This is a genomic window from Kitasatospora sp. NPDC088351 (genome assembly GCF_040685575.1).
In the GTDB taxonomy this organism is placed as follows: Bacteria; Actinomycetota; Actinomycetes; order Streptomycetales; family Streptomycetaceae; genus Kitasatospora.
Map to the genome: position 1 here is coordinate 1 of NZ_JBFBIL010000020.1, position 16822 is coordinate 16822.

General features: G+C 72.7%; 20 protein-coding genes. 10 read left to right on the forward strand and 10 right to left on the reverse strand.

The window, feature by feature from the left end:
- Window positions 1-24: 24 nt before the first annotated feature.
- The gene (locus AB0P06_RS16710; RefSeq protein WP_363608016.1) at window positions 25-225 is read right to left on the reverse strand and encodes a hypothetical protein; all 201 of its coding nucleotides are present in this window, start codon (window positions 223-225) and stop codon (window positions 25-27) included.
- 116 nt (window positions 226-341) lie between these two features.
- Between AB0P06_RS16710 and AB0P06_RS16715 the strand changes: the two genes are divergently transcribed.
- From AB0P06_RS16715 to AB0P06_RS16725, 3 genes are all read left to right on the forward strand, one after another.
- A complete protein-coding gene (locus tag AB0P06_RS16715; RefSeq protein ID WP_363608017.1) occupies window positions 342-1181 on the forward strand; it encodes a helix-turn-helix transcriptional regulator in 840 nt (279 codons plus the stop codon).
- The gene (locus tag AB0P06_RS16720; RefSeq protein ID WP_363608018.1) at window positions 1166-1372 is read left to right on the forward strand and encodes a DUF397 domain-containing protein; all 207 of its coding nucleotides are present in this window, start codon (window positions 1166-1168) and stop codon (window positions 1370-1372) included. Before AB0P06_RS16715 ends, AB0P06_RS16720 begins: the two co-directional genes overlap by 16 nt.
- A gap of 186 nt (window positions 1373-1558) precedes the next feature.
- Complete coding sequence (locus AB0P06_RS16725; protein WP_363608019.1) at window positions 1559-1765, forward strand: DUF397 domain-containing protein; 207 nt, start codon at window positions 1559-1561, stop codon at window positions 1763-1765.
- Between the two features lie 195 nt (window positions 1766-1960).
- Here the strand turns inward: AB0P06_RS16725 and AB0P06_RS16730 are convergent, their stop codons facing one another.
- From AB0P06_RS16730 to AB0P06_RS16765, 8 genes are all read right to left on the reverse strand, one after another.
- The gene (locus tag AB0P06_RS16730) at window positions 1961-2293 is read right to left on the reverse strand and encodes a hypothetical protein (RefSeq protein WP_363608020.1); all 333 of its coding nucleotides are present in this window, start codon (window positions 2291-2293) and stop codon (window positions 1961-1963) included.
- A gap of 404 nt (window positions 2294-2697) precedes the next feature.
- The gene (locus AB0P06_RS16735) at window positions 2698-3282 is read right to left on the reverse strand and encodes a hypothetical protein (protein ID WP_363608021.1); all 585 of its coding nucleotides are present in this window, start codon (window positions 3280-3282) and stop codon (window positions 2698-2700) included.
- A gap of 445 nt (window positions 3283-3727) precedes the next feature.
- Entirely contained in the window at window positions 3728-4093 is a 366-nt protein-coding gene (locus AB0P06_RS16740) for a hypothetical protein (protein ID WP_363608022.1), read from the reverse strand.
- Window positions 4090-4398, reverse strand: coding sequence for a hypothetical protein (locus AB0P06_RS16745; protein WP_363608023.1), 309 nt, complete (start codon window positions 4396-4398; stop codon window positions 4090-4092). The genes AB0P06_RS16740 and AB0P06_RS16745 overlap by 4 nt, the downstream gene beginning before the upstream one ends.
- Window positions 4399-4512: 114 nt before the next feature.
- Window positions 4513-5088 carry a DUF4291 domain-containing protein gene (locus tag AB0P06_RS16750; RefSeq protein ID WP_363608024.1) on the reverse strand — a complete coding sequence of 192 codons (576 nt, stop codon included), beginning with the start codon at window positions 5086-5088 and terminating at the stop codon, window positions 4513-4515.
- 6 nt (window positions 5089-5094) lie between these two features.
- Window positions 5095-5553 carry an NADAR family protein gene (locus tag AB0P06_RS16755; protein WP_363608025.1) on the reverse strand — a complete coding sequence of 153 codons (459 nt, stop codon included), beginning with the start codon at window positions 5551-5553 and terminating at the stop codon, window positions 5095-5097.
- A gap of 165 nt (window positions 5554-5718) precedes the next feature.
- Window positions 5719-7500 (reverse strand): glycoside hydrolase family 3 N-terminal domain-containing protein, encoded by a 1782-nt coding sequence (locus AB0P06_RS16760; RefSeq protein WP_363608026.1) that lies wholly within the window; start codon window positions 7498-7500, stop codon window positions 5719-5721.
- Entirely contained in the window at window positions 7497-8270 is a 774-nt protein-coding gene (locus AB0P06_RS16765) for a tyrosine-protein phosphatase (protein ID WP_363608027.1), read from the reverse strand. Before AB0P06_RS16765 ends, AB0P06_RS16760 begins: the two co-directional genes overlap by 4 nt.
- A gap of 186 nt (window positions 8271-8456) precedes the next feature.
- On the opposite strand from AB0P06_RS16765, the gene AB0P06_RS16770 reads away from it, so the two are divergent.
- On the forward strand, window positions 8457-9215 hold the full coding sequence (locus AB0P06_RS16770; protein ID WP_363608028.1) for a GntR family transcriptional regulator: 759 nt from the start codon (window positions 8457-8459) through the stop codon (window positions 9213-9215).
- 35 nt (window positions 9216-9250) lie between these two features.
- Here the strand turns inward: AB0P06_RS16770 and AB0P06_RS16775 are convergent, their stop codons facing one another.
- The gene (locus AB0P06_RS16775) at window positions 9251-9895 is read right to left on the reverse strand and encodes a TetR family transcriptional regulator (RefSeq protein WP_363608029.1); all 645 of its coding nucleotides are present in this window, start codon (window positions 9893-9895) and stop codon (window positions 9251-9253) included.
- Window positions 9896-10135: 240 nt separating this feature from the next.
- Here AB0P06_RS16775 and AB0P06_RS16780 point away from each other — a divergent pair, with 240 nt between their 5' ends.
- The 6 genes from AB0P06_RS16780 to AB0P06_RS16805 all read left to right on the forward strand — a co-directional run bounded on the left by AB0P06_RS16780 (window position 10136) and on the right by AB0P06_RS16805 (window position 16812).
- Complete coding sequence (locus AB0P06_RS16780; RefSeq protein ID WP_363608030.1) at window positions 10136-11695, forward strand: ABC transporter substrate-binding protein; 1560 nt, start codon at window positions 10136-10138, stop codon at window positions 11693-11695.
- The gene (locus AB0P06_RS16785) at window positions 11692-12651 is read left to right on the forward strand and encodes an ABC transporter permease (RefSeq protein WP_363608031.1); all 960 of its coding nucleotides are present in this window, start codon (window positions 11692-11694) and stop codon (window positions 12649-12651) included. The genes AB0P06_RS16780 and AB0P06_RS16785 overlap by 4 nt, the downstream gene beginning before the upstream one ends.
- Complete coding sequence (locus AB0P06_RS16790) at window positions 12638-13504, forward strand: ABC transporter permease (protein WP_363608032.1); 867 nt, start codon at window positions 12638-12640, stop codon at window positions 13502-13504. The genes AB0P06_RS16785 and AB0P06_RS16790 overlap by 14 nt, the downstream gene beginning before the upstream one ends.
- Window positions 13504-14517 carry an ABC transporter ATP-binding protein gene (locus tag AB0P06_RS16795; protein ID WP_363608033.1) on the forward strand — a complete coding sequence of 338 codons (1014 nt, stop codon included), beginning with the start codon at window positions 13504-13506 and terminating at the stop codon, window positions 14515-14517. The genes AB0P06_RS16790 and AB0P06_RS16795 overlap by 1 nt, the downstream gene beginning before the upstream one ends.
- On the forward strand, window positions 14514-15467 hold the full coding sequence (locus AB0P06_RS16800; RefSeq protein WP_363608034.1) for an ABC transporter ATP-binding protein: 954 nt from the start codon (window positions 14514-14516) through the stop codon (window positions 15465-15467). Before AB0P06_RS16795 ends, AB0P06_RS16800 begins: the two co-directional genes overlap by 4 nt.
- A 229-nt stretch (window positions 15468-15696) precedes the next feature.
- Complete coding sequence (locus AB0P06_RS16805; RefSeq protein WP_363608035.1) at window positions 15697-16812, forward strand: helix-turn-helix domain-containing protein; 1116 nt, start codon at window positions 15697-15699, stop codon at window positions 16810-16812.
- Window positions 16813-16822 lie beyond the last annotated feature (10 nt).

Below are 16822 nucleotides of genomic sequence, written 5' to 3' on the forward strand. Positions count from 1 at the left end.
TCGCCCGGTTGAGGATCGGCCCCATCAGACCATCTCCCGGTGCGACTCGAACCCCCGCCAGGCCTTCTCCGCGACGGAGAAGGAGGAGAAGCCGCACAGCGATCCGTCGCCGTCTCTCAGCCACTCCCCCGTGATCTCGTTGCGCACCCGGTAGAGCCGGGCGGCGGGATCCCAACGGATCCCGTAGCCGTGGAGCCTGGTGGCCTGAACTCGGACACGATCCATACGAACCCTCCGTACTCGGAATTTCACGGTCTGTGTCCATGTTGGCCTGAAGGCAGCTACCATCGGAAGCCGCGATCTACTTGACCTCGGCCTCGGCGAATGTTGGGGAAACCGCCTTGAACAAGAAGACCCTTGACCCGACCTCATCCCCCTGGGCCCCCTTCGGCGTGCAGCTCCGCAGGTCACGCGAGGGCCGCGGACTCACGCAGGCCCAACTGGCCCGCAAGTGCAAGTACGACCCGTCGTACGTCTCGTTCGTCGAACTTGCGCAGCGCCCGCCGAGTGAGCAGTTCGCCGCCCGGGCGGACGCGATCCTCGAAACCGGCGGGACACTGTCGCTGATGTACTGGCAGCACCGGCACACGGCCCTGGTCCCGGGCTTCCCGGAGTACGCCAACTACGAGTCGCGGGCCGAGGAGATCCGGCTCTTCGAGATCAATGTCATCCCTGGGCTGCTTCAGACCAAGGCGTACGCAACCGCCTGGGAGCACGGGAATGTCAGGCGAGGAACAGCTACTCAAGAACACGTCGAGGAGCGAGTCAACTTCCTGTTGACTCGACAGCAGTGCCTCCAGCGGACGCCGCCGCCCCTCGTCCACGCGGTGCTCGACGAGAGCTGTCTCCGGCGGCCGATCGGGGGCCGGGATGTGATGGTCGAACAATTGCTACACCTTGAACACATGGCCGAGCAACCGAACATCCTCCTTCAGGTAGCCCCGTACTCCCTGGGCGAAGACCGGCCGTTCACTCGTGTGGTGACCATGCTGACGATGCCTGGCCGCAAGATGCTCGCCTACACGGAGACCGAGCAACGTGGCTATCTCGACCGCGATACGGAGTCCGTAGCGGCGCTGGCCAAGGACTACAATCGGCTCCTGATCGAGGCCATGAACCAGGCCGAGTCGGTAGCAATGATCCGTGCGGTACGGAGGGACTTCGAATGGACGTCGATCTGACTGGCGCTCGCTGGAAGAAGAGTTCATACAGCGGCAGCGGAGGCCAGTGCATCGAGACAGCCGACAACTACCCCGGCATCATGCCCGTCCGTGACTCCAAGGACCCGAGCGGCCCCGCCCTCCTCTTCCCGGCGTCCTCCTGGCAGTCCTTCGTCACTGCCGTCCGCACTGGCGAGTTCGACACCCACTGACCGCCCCGGGCCGGGGCGGCGGCAGGGCATCCCGGGCTCGCGCGGAGACCGAGCAACGCAACTGTCTCGGCCGCGATACAGATCCTGTGCCGACGCCGGCCAAGGACTACGATCGAATGCAGATCAAAGTGCTGCGCCAAGCCGCATCCGTGGCAATAATCCGCGCGGTACGGAAGGACTTTGAGGATGGACATTGACCTGGGCAATGCCCTCTGGAGGAAGAGTTCGTACAGCGGTGGCGGTGGTGCATGCATCGAGACTGCCGAGGGGTACATCAACGTCGTACCTGTCCGTGACTCCAAGGACCCGAGCGGCCCCGCCCTCCTCTTCCCGGCATCCTCCTGGCAGTCCTTCGTCGCTGCCGTCCGCACTGGCGAGTTCGACACCCACTGACCGCCCCGGCCCCGCCGCGCCAGGCGGTGGGGCACCCCGGCCTCCCGGAGTGGATAGTCGAACCCGTCGGTGTGCACGTAGTAGATCTGTACGAAGATCCGCCACCGGCATCGCCCGACCGAGCCGGACAGGGGCCGGCGACGGTCAGCGCATCCAACGCCGTACGCACGCTCTCCCCGGCCAACCCCAACCGGTTCAAATCCCGTACCGCGCCGATGACCTGAGTAAGTCCGTGTACTGCTTTCCCCCGACGGTGATCAACCCGTCCTCGCGGCCGTGCTCGACCGACCGGGCCCGGAACTTGGCCGGCATCGTGAAATCGAACTCTCGATCCACAGATTCCAGGCCAAGAGCATATTTCCGGTCGATCGCGCGGACCGCCGGCTCCGCAGTCTGGCGGTCGGCCAGGGTCTCGGCGAACCGCGACACCGTGACCGCGGCGACAGACCCGGCATTCCACACACCCCGAACGCGAGTGCGAACGGCTCCGCCCGAGAACACCTCCGCGGGCTTCTCCCGCAACCACATCGCCAGAGTCCCCTGGGGAACGCGCCACAACCTGCGCCGCGTGTTCAGGGACCTCTGGCTGCCCCCCAGCGACCGTCTGTCCACGAGACGCCCACACGAACGTCCCAGCGGCATCACGGCCGAACTTCAAAGCCGCCATCGGGCCACCAGGAGACAGTCCCGGGGGCCTCGGCCCCCCGGACGCCCCGCCCGGCAAGAGCCAGGCGGGGGCGTCCGTGAGGCAACAGAGCGCCGATCGCGGCGTGGTCCAGCTCCCCGGCGATGTCTCGGTGTCGGTCAGACCACCGTGTCGTGACGCCGGACCACGCTATTGCCGCTCGCGGAGAAAGGTCTGGACCGAGCGCGTTCCCGATCCATCAGGGTGTCCGAGGACTGCGGCCCTGGCCTTCTGGAGAAGGCCTGGATCAGTAGTCCTCGTAGCCGCCCTCGTGGCCGCCCTCGCGACCACCCTCGTGGCCTCGGACTACCCGGAAGCTGGCCACCACTCCGTGCTCGACGAAGACACCCTCGGTGCAACGCGGGTCCACACCGTCGCTGGAGCTGCGGGGCCCAACGGTGGCGATGGGGGCACCATCGTCACAGACCGCCCCGCGGAAGACCTCGACGGTCTTGTGGCTGTCGTTGCGGATGTTCAGGCTCTTGGCGCCCAGGCCGCTGACCACGGTGATGCAGCCGCCCGAGTGAGCGGAGTAGGTCCGCTCGTTGATGTGGATGCGGCCCTCCTCGTGGTGCTTCCGGTGCCCCTTGCCCTCGTGGCCCTTGCCCTCGTAGCCCTTGCCCTCGTGGCCCTTGCCCTCGTTGCCCTTGCCCTCATTTCCCATGCCGTCGTTGACGAAGGACGCCTGTGCGGGAGCGACCGCCTGCTGGACGACCGGGGCCGCCTGGGTCATCGGCTGGGAAGCGGCCGAGGCGTAGGTGAGGCCGGTCGCGGCCAGGGCCGCGGCGGTTCCTACGGCCGCGGTGATGACGGTTGCGCGGGTGATCTGCATGGAACTTTTCTCCTGATCCTTGTACTGGTCGACTGGGCCGCCGACCTCGTGATTTGAACGTACCGAGGGCGGTCATATCGGGCATATCGAAGGACCGGCACAGGGGGGGCCGAACGGGTGGCGGGGCAAGGATTCAGAGAACTGATGGATCGTCATATAAGTTAGAAAATATGACGATTGACTGGCGGTTGATCCTTCCGAGTGATCCCTGATGCCCACTCACTCCTCCGGCGGCAGAACGCCCGAAACCGCCGACGCGACGAGGTGAGCCGCCTTCAGGGAACGAGACGCCCCAAGGGGGAGAGCTCTGCCCGCCGACGCCGGCGGCGGGCAGGGCTCGGAGGCCGGACCCACGTCGCGCTCGCCGGCTGTTCCCGCAGGTCACCGCCATCAGCCGGGCGGGCCAGGCCCCGGCCGACGACGTACGGAGATCACATCCGGGGTGTCAGGCCACAGCCGAAGCGTCCCGGTAGAGCACGGTGCGGAAGATCCCGGAGACCGTGGCCCCCACCAGGAGCGCGCCCATCAGGAGCAGGGCGGCGAGCAGTCCGCCCGCGATGGCGGGCCCCGCGCTGTTCGACTCCACCCCGAGCATGAATGCCACGAATCCGATGACCACGGCGAGGGCCACGGGCAGCGCGATCCACAGCGAGCCGTACACCTGCCGGGAGAAGGTCCCGCGCACCATCCACGCCGACCGGCGGGTGCCCTCCGCCACCCCGACGAACGCCCTGGTCAGCGCGGATCCGGGCCCATTGACGCCGGGCGGTCCTTCGTCGCTGCCGTCCGCACGGGCGGGTTCGGCTCTCACTGGCCGCCCTGGCCCACCACCCCGGGCGCGGCGTTCGACACGAAGAGGCTCAGCCGGTAGGTGGTCGGCTGCGTCAGGCGCCCGCAGAACGTGTCGATCCGCACCGCCGTCCAGTCGATCTGCGTGTCCGACGCTTGGAGACGGCGGAGGTGAGCGCGCCACTCCGGCTCGTCCTGGGTCTCGAAGAGCACTTCCCAGGAGCCCGTGTCAGGCGCAAAGCGAGCGGCGGCCCTCTGCATCTCGTCCTGCTGCTGACGTCTTCTCTTCCGCTGCCCTGGCATCGGCCCAGCGTCGCTGACCTTCACCGTCGCAGCAAGGCTGTCCGACCCGGCGCGGGACGGCAGGGCCCACACGAACCGTCAGCACGAGAAGTCGGGATCGTCGACTCCCTGCTCCACCCTTCGCTGACGGGGGCGGCGTCAGGGGCGGCCTTCGGTGATGCCGAGGCGGCGTGCCGTCGGCAGCGGCAGCAGGTAGGGGCGCTCGGGTGGGAGGAGGCGCTGGGCCTTCGCCGGGTGGCCGTTCTGGACCAGGGCGGCGATCTTGCGGACCTGCGGGGTGAGGTCGGTGAGGTCGACGATCCAGTCGTCGACGTAGCTGCGGATCAGCGATCTGCCGATGCCGACCTGGATGCTGTAGTGGTTCAGCGCCGCACCCCTCGGCGACCGCTCCGGGTCCCACTGGACGTGGACCTCGGCCTGGGCCACGGCGGCCGGATCGGCGGTGGTCAGGACGGCCCGGGAGAGCGCTTCCTCCCATCCCTCCCGGGTGATCCGAACGGCGAGGATGCGTTCCTGGCCCGGCTTCCGGCCCCAGTTGCTGCGGTGCATCAGCCAGGTGAAGGACGGCTTGATCCACGTCATCCGCTGGAACGAGAACGGCGGCACGAACCGGCCCGCCTTCAGGGCCGGCTCGGCGACGACGGGCGCGTACGCCTGGTAGACGACGATCGTCCGGGCGTCGTGGTCGGCGCGGATCCGGTGCTGGGGCTGCATGCGCGCCTACCGCCCCACCGGGCCGGCCTCGGCGGCCAGCCGGTCACGGGTGCTCATCAGGATGCGGCCCAGCATGTTCTTGCCCGTCCCCGTGCGGCCGCGCCCCCAGTAGTGGTCGGCGCCGGTGTCCTCGACGATCCGGTCGGTGCCGGTGGACAGCAGGACGGCCCGGATGTCCTCGTGGGTGCGGAACTCGGCGTCCACGACCCGCCGCATCACGTCGTCCTTCACCCGCTCCCAGTCGCGCCGCAGCGGCTTGGACGTGTCCCGCCCCAGCTGGGCGGCGCGCAGCGGCGTCGGGGCCTTGCGGATGAGGTCGGCGTGGCGGGTGCCGGTGAACTTCTGCGCCTGGAAGCAGTGCTCGGAGGTGGGCCAGAACCGCCCGTCGAGCTCGACCCCGTGTGCCGAGAAGTTCGAGAAGCGGCCGTACGGCACCTCGTCGGCTCCGTAGAAGTAGATCGGCATCGGGTCTCCGTCCGGGCGCGCGGCACCCATCAGGATGCGGCGGTGAGCGGCGGTGAGATCGTATGCCGCGCCCACGCCCGGGCGCGTCTGCTTTTCCACCCGCCCCCGCTCCCGGCGCTTCCGCAGAGTACGGAAGCAGCGGGAGCGGGAACGGAACGGCCCGGATCAGGCGCCGTCAGCAGCCGACCAGCCGCAGCGGAACAGCGGGTCGCGGGTGTCGAACGGCACGTCCTCGCGGGAGGCCTCGACGGCGGCCATCGAGGAGGGCAGGTCGAAGGGCAGGACCCCGCGCGCCGGGGCGAGTCCGAGGGCGGCCTCCAGCACCAGGTCGTCGTCGGCGCCGAACTCGCCGATCAGCATGGCGGCTTCGCCCGCGAGCGGGGTGAGCACGGCGGGCCGGTCGAGATGGACGACGAAGCAGGTGGGCACGGTGGCGGCGATCGCGCGCAGACGCTCCGCCTCCTCCGCCGGGAACTCCAACGACCCGCTGTGGAAGAAGCGTTCGAGGAGGCCCTCGCGCTGCTCGTAGGGCGCCTTGAGCCGGACGACGGCCGCGTCGGCGTCCTCCGGGCGGGCGACCACCGCGCCGTGGCGGGCGGCGACGGCCGGGTCGATCTCCTCCAGGTACAGCCGCCGACCTGCCAGTGGCCGCCCGGCGATGTGGACCAGCGAACGCTCCTGCACCCGGCGGCCCAGCTCACGCCCGGCCGGGGCGCCGACGAGGGCGGCAGCGGCGTCCGGGTCGACGTACGGGTCGTCGAAGAGGCCGAGCCGGAACTTGTCACGCAGGATCCGCCGGGCGGACTCGTCGATCCGGGCCTCGCTCACCGCGCCCGAACGGACGGCGTCGAGGACGAGCCCGGGGTCGGTCTCGCCGCCGAGCTGGTCGGCGCCCGCGTCCAGGGTGAGCACCACCTGCTCGGCCACCGACAGCTCCTCGACGCCCCAGTGGCGCGGCGGGAGGGCGGCCATGCCGGGGATCGCCATGCCGGTGATGGCGTTGAAGTCGGTGCAGACCACGCCGTCGAAGCCGTACTTGCCGCGCAGCAGGCCGGTGATGACGTCCCGGTTGAAGTTGGCGCCGACCTCGGCCAGCCCGGTGCCGGAGGGGATCGCGTAGGCGGGCATGATCTGCGCCGTGCCCACCGCGAAGGCGGCCTCGAACGGGCGCAGGTGCTGGTCCAGCGCGCCGCCCGGGTAGACCAGCCGGCGGCCGGCCGCGAAGTGCGAGTCCTCGCCGGCGGCCTGGGGGCCGCCGCCGGGGAAGTGCTTGGTCATGCAGGCGACGCTGTCCGGGCCGATGCTCTCGCCCTGGAGGCCGCGGATGTAGGCGGTGATCATCCGGACGGCGCGCTCCGGGTCCTCGCCGAAGGTGCCGCTGATCCGTGCCCAGCGCGGCTCGGTGGCGAGGTCGGCCATCGGGTGGATGGCCAGGCGGATGCCGACGGCGCGCAGCTCACGGCCGATCAGCCGGGCGTACTCCTCGACCAGCGCCGGGTCGTCGGTGGCGGCGAGGCCGATCGGTTCGGGGCCGGCGCTGAAGCCGCCGCCGACGAAGGCGGTGGCGGGGTTGGCGGTGAAGCCGTGCCGGGGGTCGGAGGCGAGGGTGACGGGGATGCCGAGGCGTTCGGCGGCGGCGAGGTCCTGGACGTGGTTGTTCCACTCGGCCATCGCGCGGGCGTCGGGGACGGCCATCATGGCGAAGGCGGTGAGGCCGCGTCCGTTGATCAGCTCGGCTCCGGTGGGGAACGGGAGTTCCGGGCTGGTACCGGGCATCATCCGGCCGTGGAACATCAGGGCGGCCTTCTCGGCGAGCGTCATCCGGCCGAGCAGGTCCTCGACGCGCTCCTCGACGGGCAGCCTCGGGTCCTCGTAGGGCTCCATGGTGCCGTTGTGGTTGAGGTCGCGGAACGGGGTGCCGTCGTGATGACGGAGCCGGGCCGTCATGCGACGGCCTCCGTCCCAGCGGCGGCAACGGCCGCGTCGGCGGCGACGCCGGCCTTGGCGCGGAAGGCCTCGATCGTGGCGGGGACCACGCCGCAGTGCGCCAGGAAGGCCTCCGTACCGCCGTACCGGGTGTCGACCAGCTCCAGGAAGGCAACCATCGCGCCGGCGGGGGCCTCCAGCAGCGGGGCCGGGACGGTGAGCGTGCCGGCCTGGTAGTCGTTCATGGCGCTGCGGTTGCGATCGGCGAGGTTGGCCCAGATCTGCGTCAGCGCCTCGTTGGTGCGGGCGTAGTCGGCAACGATCTCCTCGGCGGGGACGCCGACCAGGTCGAGCAGCAGGGCGATCAGCAGGCCGGTGCGGTCCTTGCCGGCGGCGCAGTGCAGCAGCACGCCGCCGGGGCGGGTGGCGGCCTCGACGGCGGCGACGACGGCCTCGGGCGCGGACTCGGCCATCAGCAGGTAGAAGGCGCCGAGGTCGGCGGCGGTGGTCATCTCCCGCATGGACGCGTCCAGGGCGTCGCTGGTGGGCTGGATGCGCGCCGCGACGACCTGGATCCCGGCGGCCTCGGCCTCGGCCCAGTCGGCCGGCCTGGCCTCGGCGTCGCCGCGCAGGTCGACGATCGTGCGGATGCCGGCCTCACGCAGCTGGGCGAGAATCGCCGGGGCGGCGGCCGCGTGCGGCTGGGCGGAGCGGTGGACGGCGCCGGGGCGGATCCAGCGGCTGTCGGGGTCGGCGAGGACGGCGGGGTCGCGGAAGTTGACCAGGGACATGGGGGGCCTTTCGGGTGGCACTGGCTTTCGGGTGGAGCTGCGAAAAACGAAGACATCTAGATGTCTAGATGTGTAACGGCTACCGGGGGTGCCCGGCAAGCGGCGGCGAGATGAACATCGGGTCAAGGGCCGGTGCTTCTACGGGCGGACGGCATCCCGGGCGCCCGGCTCCGTAGGATCTGGCGCGTGGCAACGCACCGAACCAGCACCCCGCTGTACCGCCGGCTGGCCCGGCAGCTCCAGGAGCGGATCGACGCCGGGACATACACGGCCGGCGCCCGGCTGCCCAGCGAGCCGGAGCTGAGCGCGGAGTTCGACGTCAACCGGCTGACCGTCCGACAGGCCGTGGCCGAGCTGGAGCGGGCCGGGACCATCGAGATCCGGCGCGGGGTGGGCACCTTCGTGCGCCCGCCCGCCGTCCGGGTCTCGATCGACGTGGACCCGCGCAGCCAGCGGGTGGACCTCGGCAGCGTCCACGCGGCGCTGCACTCCCGGGACGGCGAGGAGGTGGTCGCGGCGCCGCCGGTGACCGGCTCCGCCGAGGACCTGGAGGCGGCCGGGCGGCTGGGCCGGGCGCCGGGCGAACTGTCCCGGCTGGAGAGCGTGATCCGGCTGGGCGCGGAGGTCCGGACGGTCAGCAGCTACTGGCTGCCGTCCGCCCTGCTGCCGCCCGGCTTCGACCGGCCCGGCCTCCGGGGCAATCTGGTGCCGGAGCTGGCCCGGGCGGCCGGGATCGAGCTGGAGTACGACTGGCGGGCCTTCGGCGCGATCGGCGCGGACCTCGCCGACGCCGAACTGCTGGGCCTGCCGGTCGGCACGCCGCTGCTGGTCCGCGAGGGCGTCAGCTGCACACCGGACGGCGCCCCGGCGCTGTACGTCCGGCGCCGGATCGTCGGCAGCAGCGCCCGGTTCGTGCTGCACTACCGCGAGCACCCCGACCGCTAGCGCCCCCGGCCCGGGTACCGCGGGACCGGCCGGCCTCACCCGTCCGCCCGGGGGCCGGGACCCGGCGGCACCAGCGTGCGGAACGCCTCCTCCCAGGCCTCCGGCAGCCATGGCTCCGAACTCCCGACCATGATGTGGCGCCGCGTCATCGCCCCGAGCGCGGCCCCGAGCGCGTGCGCCCGCAGGTCCTCGTCGGGATCGGTGCCCAGGCGCCCGGCCGCGGCCTCGATCGTCCGCTGGACGAACGTGTCGACCTGGAGGATCGCGTGGTCGTGCACGGACCGGACGTCGAGGAAGCGCCGGCGCAGCAGCCGGCGCCGGGCGGTGTGCTCGGCGGGCTCCTCCAGCCGGCCGCCGGTCGCGGTCAGGGCGTGCCAGAACGCCTCCCAGAGGCCGAGGGCGGCGGGGGCGGCGGCGAACTCGTCGATGATCTGCCGACCGAAGTCCCAGCCGAAGAGCAGGGACTCCTTGCTGGGGTAGTACCGGAAGAAGGTGCGGTGGGCGACGTCCGCGCGCCGGCAGATCTGGTCCACGGTGGTGCGCTCGAAGCCCTGCTCCTCGAAGAGGTCCAGCGCCGCCGTGCGGATCGCCTCGCGCGTCCGCGCCTTCTTGCGGTCGCGCAGCCCGGTCTCGACGACGGCCTCCGCCCCGACCACCACCCCGTCCACGGTCTCCGCCACGGTTTCGGCCCCCTGCCCCTGCATGTTCCCTGGCCCTGCCCTTCTCCGACGGTTCTCCGTCACTCGTACGCAATCACGCCTGGCGCGGCCCGCTCAAGGCGAGCGCCAAGTCGTCGACACCTCGTCACGTGAAGTTTGCACAACTGCCTTTTGGCAGTTGTGCCACTTCCGAATGGTGGTCTGCGGCGGCAGCCCCACGCTGTCGGCCCCCACCTTCGATCCGAGGAACACCGAGGAACCATGAAGCGGAACAAGCACGTTCTGGCAGCGGCCATCTGCACGGTCACCATCGCCCTCACCGCCGGCGCCTGCTCGGCCTCCGACACCGCGGTGTCCGGCGGCTCCGCCCAGGCCGCCCCGGCCGCCGACGGCCAGGCGACCGACGGCGGCACGCTGAAGATCGGCCTGGACCGCCCCTTCGCCAAGCTCGACCCGGCCGACAGCACGCTGACCTCGCTGCCCGTGCTGGTCCTGGCCAACGCGCTGTACGACCCGCTGATGGTCAACGGCGACAACGGCACCGTGCAGCCCTACCTGGCCAAGGGGTTCACCCCCAACGCGGACGCCACCGCCTGGACCCTGGAGCTGCGCGAGGGCGTGAAGTTCAGCGACGGCAAGCCGCTGGACGCCCAGGCCGTGGTCGACCACGTCAACCGGCTGGCCAAGCCGGAGAGCAAGTGCTCCTGCGCCACCGACGCCGCCACCATCGGCGGCGTGACGGTGAACAGCCCGACCAGCGTCGTCTTCACCCTCAAGACCCCGAACGCGGCCTTCCCCAACCTGTTCACCCGCTCCCTCGGCTACGTCTCCGAGGCCCCGAACGGGGACGCCCCGGCGGTCGGCTCCGGCCCGTACACCGTGGAGAGCGTGCAGCCGGGCGTCTCGGTGACCGTCGCCCGCAACGCCTCCTACTGGGGCGACAAGGGTCACGCCGAGAAGATCGTCTACCGGGTGCTGGCCGACTCCGACAGCCGCTACCAGTCGCTGCGCTCCGGCGACGCCGACCTGATCTGGGCCGAGACGCCCGCCCAGCTGAAGCAGGCCGCCGGGGACGGGCTGCGCGTCGCCACCGGCCCCAGCTCCACCTCCACCATCCTGTTCAACACCAAGGCCGCGCCCTTCGACGACCCGCGCGTGCGCCAGGCCATCCAGTACGCCATCGACCGCGAGGCCCTGGAGAAGGTCGTCTACCTCGGCCAGGGCAAGGTCTCGGACGGTCCGATCGGCTCCGTCTCCCCCTACCACTCGGCCGCCGCCACGTACCCGGCCCGCGACGTGACCAAGGCCCGCGCCCTGCTCGCCGAGTCCGGCCACCCGGACCTCTCCTTCGAGTACCAGGTCGACAACCGCCCCGAGGGCCAGCAGCGCGCCACCGTGATCCAGCAGATGCTGGGCGAGGCCGGTGTGAAGGTGACCGTCAAGCCGATGGACCCGGCCACCCTGGGCACCTCGCTGATGCAGCGCACGTTCCAGGTGCAGGACTTCATGACCAGCCTGTTCGGCGACACCGACACCGCGCTGGCCAACCTGTACGCCCCCGGCTCCCCGTACAACTTCACCGGCTGGAGCAACCCGCAGGCCACGCAGTCGATCGCGGCCGGGCGCGCCGCCCTGGACCCGGCCCAGCGCACCGCCGCCTACAACGAGGCCGCCAAGGCCGTCGTGGCCGAGGCCCCGATGCTGTTCCTCACCGAGAACGCGGCCGGCTTCGTGGCCACCAGCAAGGTCGGCGGCCTGCCCGACCTCTCCAAGCGGGCCGTCGTCAACGTCTCCCCGGCCACCCTCTGGGTGAAGAAGTGACGCCCCGGATCCTCGGCCTCGCCGGACGGGCCGGCCGCGCCGCCGCCGTCCTGCTGCTGGTCACCGTCGCGGCGCTCAGCCTGCCGCACCTGATGCCCGGCTCCCCCGCCGTCGCCGCCCTCGGCCCCACCGCCACCCCCGAGCAGATCGCCGCCTACGAGGCCAAGCTCGGCCTGGACGAGAACGTGCTCACCGCCGCCTGGCGATGGCTCGGCGACGCCCTGCACGGCGACCTCGGGCACTCGCTCACCAGCGGCGCCGCCGTCACCTCCGAGCTGGCCGACCGGATCCCGGTCACCCTCGAACTCTTCGTCTCCGCCCAGCTGGTGGCGCTCTGCCTGGCCGTGCCCGTCGCGCTGCTCTCGGCCTGGCGGCCGGGCGGCGCGGTGGACCGGATCGCCACCGCGGGCGCCTTCGTCTGGCTCGCCGTACCGGGCTTCGTGCTCGCCCTGCTGCTGATCTGGATCACCGCCGTACAGCTGCGGATCCTGCCCGCCACCGGCTGGGTGCCGTTCGCCGAGGACCCGGTGGAGAACCTCCGGCACCTGGTGCTGCCCGCACTCACCCTGGGCCTCACCGAGGCCGCCGTCTTCACCCGCACCCTGCGCGGGCAGCTGCTGGACACCCTCGACCAGACGTACGTCGCCGCCGCCCGCAGCCGGGGCATGGGCACCGTAAGGCTGCTGCTGCGGCGCGCGCTGCGGCCGTCCTCGCTGCCGCTGGTCACCCTGCTCGGCATCGGCGTGGGCACCTCGCTCGGCGGCTCGGTGCTGGTCGAGACGCTGTTCGCGGTGCCCGGCGTCGGCAGCCTCGCCTCCAACGCCATCGGCGCCCGCGACTTCCCCGTCATCCAGGCCGTGGTGGTGGTCAGCGCGCTCGGCGTGGTCGCGGCCACCCTCGCGGTGGACCTGCTGTACCGCAAGCTCGACCCGAGGATCGCCCATGACCACCGTTGAGAGCACCCTGGCGCCGCCGACCGCGCCCGCCCGCAAGCGCCGCCGGCGGCCCCCGGCGGGTGTCCTCGCCGCGGCCGCCTGGCTGGCCGTGGTCGCGCTCGCCGCGCTGCTGCTGCCGCTGCTGCCCGGCTTCGACCCGCTGCACGGCGACTTCGCCGCCCCCTCGGCCGCGCCCGGCCCCGGGCACTGGCTGGGCACCGACGCCTCCGGGCGGGACGTCCTCCAGCGGACGATCGCCGGGGCCCGCGCCTCCTTCGCGGTGGCCGGGCTGACCGTCGCCGTCGGCCTGCTCGGCGGGGGCGCGCTCGGGGTGGCCGCCGGCTGGTTCCGCGGCCCGGTCGACAAGGCCATCGGCTTCGCCACCGACCTGCTGATGTCCGTCCCCACCCTGATCCTGGTGATGATCGCGGTCTCGCTGCGCGGCCCCAGCCTGCCCGTGATCGGCACGCTGATCGGCCTGTTCACCGTGCCGGCCTTCACCCGGGTGGTGCGCGCCGTGGTGCTGTCGCTCAGCGAGCGCGGGTTCGTCCAGGCCGCCCGGATGATCGGCACCTCCCCGGCCCGCATCCTGCGCCGCGAGGTCGTCCCGCACGTCGCGTCGGCCGCGCTGACCTTCGCCTTCACCGCCACCACGGTCGCCATCGTCGCCGAGGGCTCGCTCAGCTTCCTCGGTTTCGGCCTGCGCCCGCCGGAGCCGTCCTGGGGCGGCATCATCGCCGAGGGCCGGACCACGCTGGGCAGCGCGCCGTGGATCTCGCTCGCCCCGGCGGCGGTGCTCTGCCTGACCGTCCTCGCCCTCAACTACCTCGGCGAGCGCCTGCGTTCGCCCGCCCAGAAGGGACAGTCCCGCTGATGGCCACCCCGGTCCTGGACGTCCGCTCGCTCAACACCGTGATCCACGCCCCCGACGGCCGCGCGCTGCACATCCTGCACGACGTCAGTCTCACCATCGACGCCGGCGAATGCCTGGGCGTGGTCGGCGAGTCCGGCTCCGGCAAGTCCGTGCTCGCCCGCACCGTCCTGGGGGTGCACGGCCGCACCACCCGGGTCGAGTCCACCGGGCAGGTGCTGCTCAGCGGCGAGGACCTGCTCACCGCCGCCCCCGCCCGGCGCGCCGAACTGCTCGGCACCGGCGTCGCCATGGTCCACCAGGACCCGATGACCTCGCTCAACCCGGTGGTGCGGATCGCCGACCAGGTCACCGAGTCGCTCACCAACCGGAAGCGGCTCGGCCGCCGCGCCCGGCGGCAGACCGCCACCGAACTGCTCGCCGCCGTCGACGTCCCCGACCCGGCCCGGCGGGCCCGCGCCTACCCGCACGAGCTCTCCGGCGGCCTGCGCCAGCGCGTCGGCATCGCCGCCGCGCTGGCCGGCAGCCCCGCCCTGCTGCTCGCCGACGAACCCACCACCGCCCTGGACGTCACCGTCCAGCGCACCGTGCTCGACCTGCTCGACCGGCACCGCGAGACCCGCGGCCTCGCCACCCTGCTGATCACCCACGACATCGGCCTGCTGTACGGGCGCGCCCGCCGGATCGCCGTGATGTACGGCGGCCGGGTGGTGGAGAGCGGCCCCACCGAGTCCATCACCGAACGGCCCGCCCACCCGTACACCGCCGCACTGCTGCGCTCGGTGCCGCGCGTCACCGGGCCGCTGCGGCGCACCCTGCCCGCCATCGCCGGCTCCCCGCCCGACCTCGCCAAGCCGGCCACCGGCTGCCCGTTCGCCCCGCGTTGCGAACGCGCCGCCGCCGTCTGCACCACGGCCGCGCCGCCCGTCCACCGGGCCGGGCCCGCGCACACGGCCGCCTGCCACTTCCCCCTCTCCCCCCTCGCTCCTCTCGGCACCTCGGAGGCCGCCGCATGACCACCGTCCTGCACGCCACCGGCCTGACGGTGGTGCACCGCACCCGGTCCGGCCCGCTGCACGCCGTCAGCGGGGTCGGCCTCGAACTGCGGCAGCGCCGCACCCTCGCCCTGGTCGGCGAGTCCGGCTCCGGCAAGAGCAGCATCGCCAAGGCCCTGCTCCGGCTGCCCCCGCCCACCTCCGGCACCGTCACCCTGGACGGCACCGACCTCGGCTCGCTCTCCGCCCGCGCGCTGCGGGCGCTGCGGCCCCGGATGCAGATGGTGTTCCAGGACCCGATCTCCTCCCTCAACCCCCGCCGCCGGGTGCGCGACCTGGTCGCCGAACCGCTCGACGCCCACCCCGACCCGGCCCGCGACCGCGAGGCCGTCATCGACGAACAGCTGGACGCCGTCGGCCTCTCCCCCGCCCTGTTCGGCGACCGCCGGCCGGGCCAGCTCTCCGGCGGCCAGGCGCAGCGCGTCGCCATCGCCCGGGCGCTGGCGGCCGAACCGCGGGTGCTGATCGCCGACGAGGCCGTCTCCGCGCTCGATGTCTCCGCCCAGGCCACCGTGCTCAACCTGCTGCGCCGGCTCACCGACGAGCGCGGCCTGGCCAGCCTGTTCATCTCGCACGACCTCGGTGTGGTCCGGGCGGTCAGCGACGACATCGCCGTCCTCCAGCTCGGCCGGATCTGCGAGCAGGGCCCGACCGAGGAGGTGCTGGCCGCCCCCGCCCACCCGTACACCGCCGCCCTGCTCGCCGCCGTCCCCGAGCCCGGCCGCCCGCTCGGCGACACCGGTCTGCTCCCCGCCGACCCGCCGTCCCCGCTGGACCCGCCGTCGGGCTGCCGCTTCCGCACCCGCTGCCCACTGGCGGACGAGCGCTGCGCCACCGAGGCACCGGCCCTGCGCGCGGTGTCCCCCGGGCGGACGGTCGCCTGCCACCGGCCACTGCTGCCGGTCGACTGAGGCGGAGGTGCCGACGCTCCGGGTTGCCTGCGATTCCCCCCCCGGCAGGCCCGACCGTCCACCGCTGCGGACAGGATGCGAAAACCGGCCGGTCATCCGCCTCCGGACCCCCGCCACCACCGGGCCCCGCACCCCGCTCCAGGCCCCGCCCCGGCGGCGGTCCGGCCGTGGGAATCCGGTAAAATTCCGGCCGGATCATCAGGCGTTTCCCGGGGCGGAGCAGAGCGGCATGGCGGCGGGAGACAATCAGGACACACCCGCCGAACTGAGCCGCTGCTACCTCGGCCTGCTCGCCGACGTCTCCCGCACCGGACGGCTGCTGCGCCGCGCCGAGCTGGAGAGCCTGCGCGCGCTCGGCGAGCGCAGCGCCGAGGCCGGGCACGGGCTGCGCGAGGTGGTCGCCCAGTGCCTCGCCGCCACCCGGCAGGCCTGGCAGACGCTCCCCGGCATCTCCACCGCCGCCACCGTCAGCGAGCTGCGCCGGACGGGCGACGCCGTACTGGCCGCCACCGAAGCCGCGCTCGCCGCGCTCGGCGAGGGCCACGAACGGGCGCAGCGGCTGGCGGTCCGTCAGGAGGAGTCCGCCCGGCGGGAGTTCATCGACGACCTGCTGCACGGCCGCAGCGACCTCGGTCTGCTGGCCGAGCGCGCCGAGCGGTTCGGGCTGCGACTGGCGGGCGCGTACGCCGTCGCGGTCGCGGTCGGCGACGAGCCGTACCCGGACGTCCATCCGCTGGCGCACCGGGTGGAGCGGGAGCTGGTCGGCCGGTTCGGCGAGCGGGACATGCTGCTGGCCGGCAAGGACGGCCGGCTGGTCTGCATCGCGCCCGACAGCGAGCGCGCGGTGCTGGAGGCCTTCGCCGAGCTGGCGCTCCGCCCGGGCCCCGGCTACCGCCCGGTGCTGCGGGTGGCGACCGGCCGCCGGCACTCGGGCGCCAGCGGCGTGCTGCGCAGCTACGAGGAGGCGCTCGGCGCGCTGGACTACGCCGCCCGGCTCGGTCTGTCCGCCCAGCAGCTGAGGGCCGAGGAGCTGCTGGTGTTCCCGGTGCTGATGCGGGACCGGGCGGCCATGGCCGACCTGGTGCGCAGCGTGCTGGGCCCGCTGGTGGAGGCCCGGGGCGGCGCGCGGCCGCTGCTGGACACCATCGCGGTGCAGGCCGAGGCGGGGTACGTCAACGCCGAGGCGGCCCGCCGGCTGGGGCTGAGCGTCCGCACGCTGGGCTACCGGCTGGAACGCATCAAGGCGTTGACCGGTTACGACCCGGCGGACGCGCTGCACCGCTTCACCCTGGAGACGGCCGCGATGGGCGCCCGGCTGCTCAGCTGGCCGGAGCAGCCGCTGTAGGGCTTGTCCG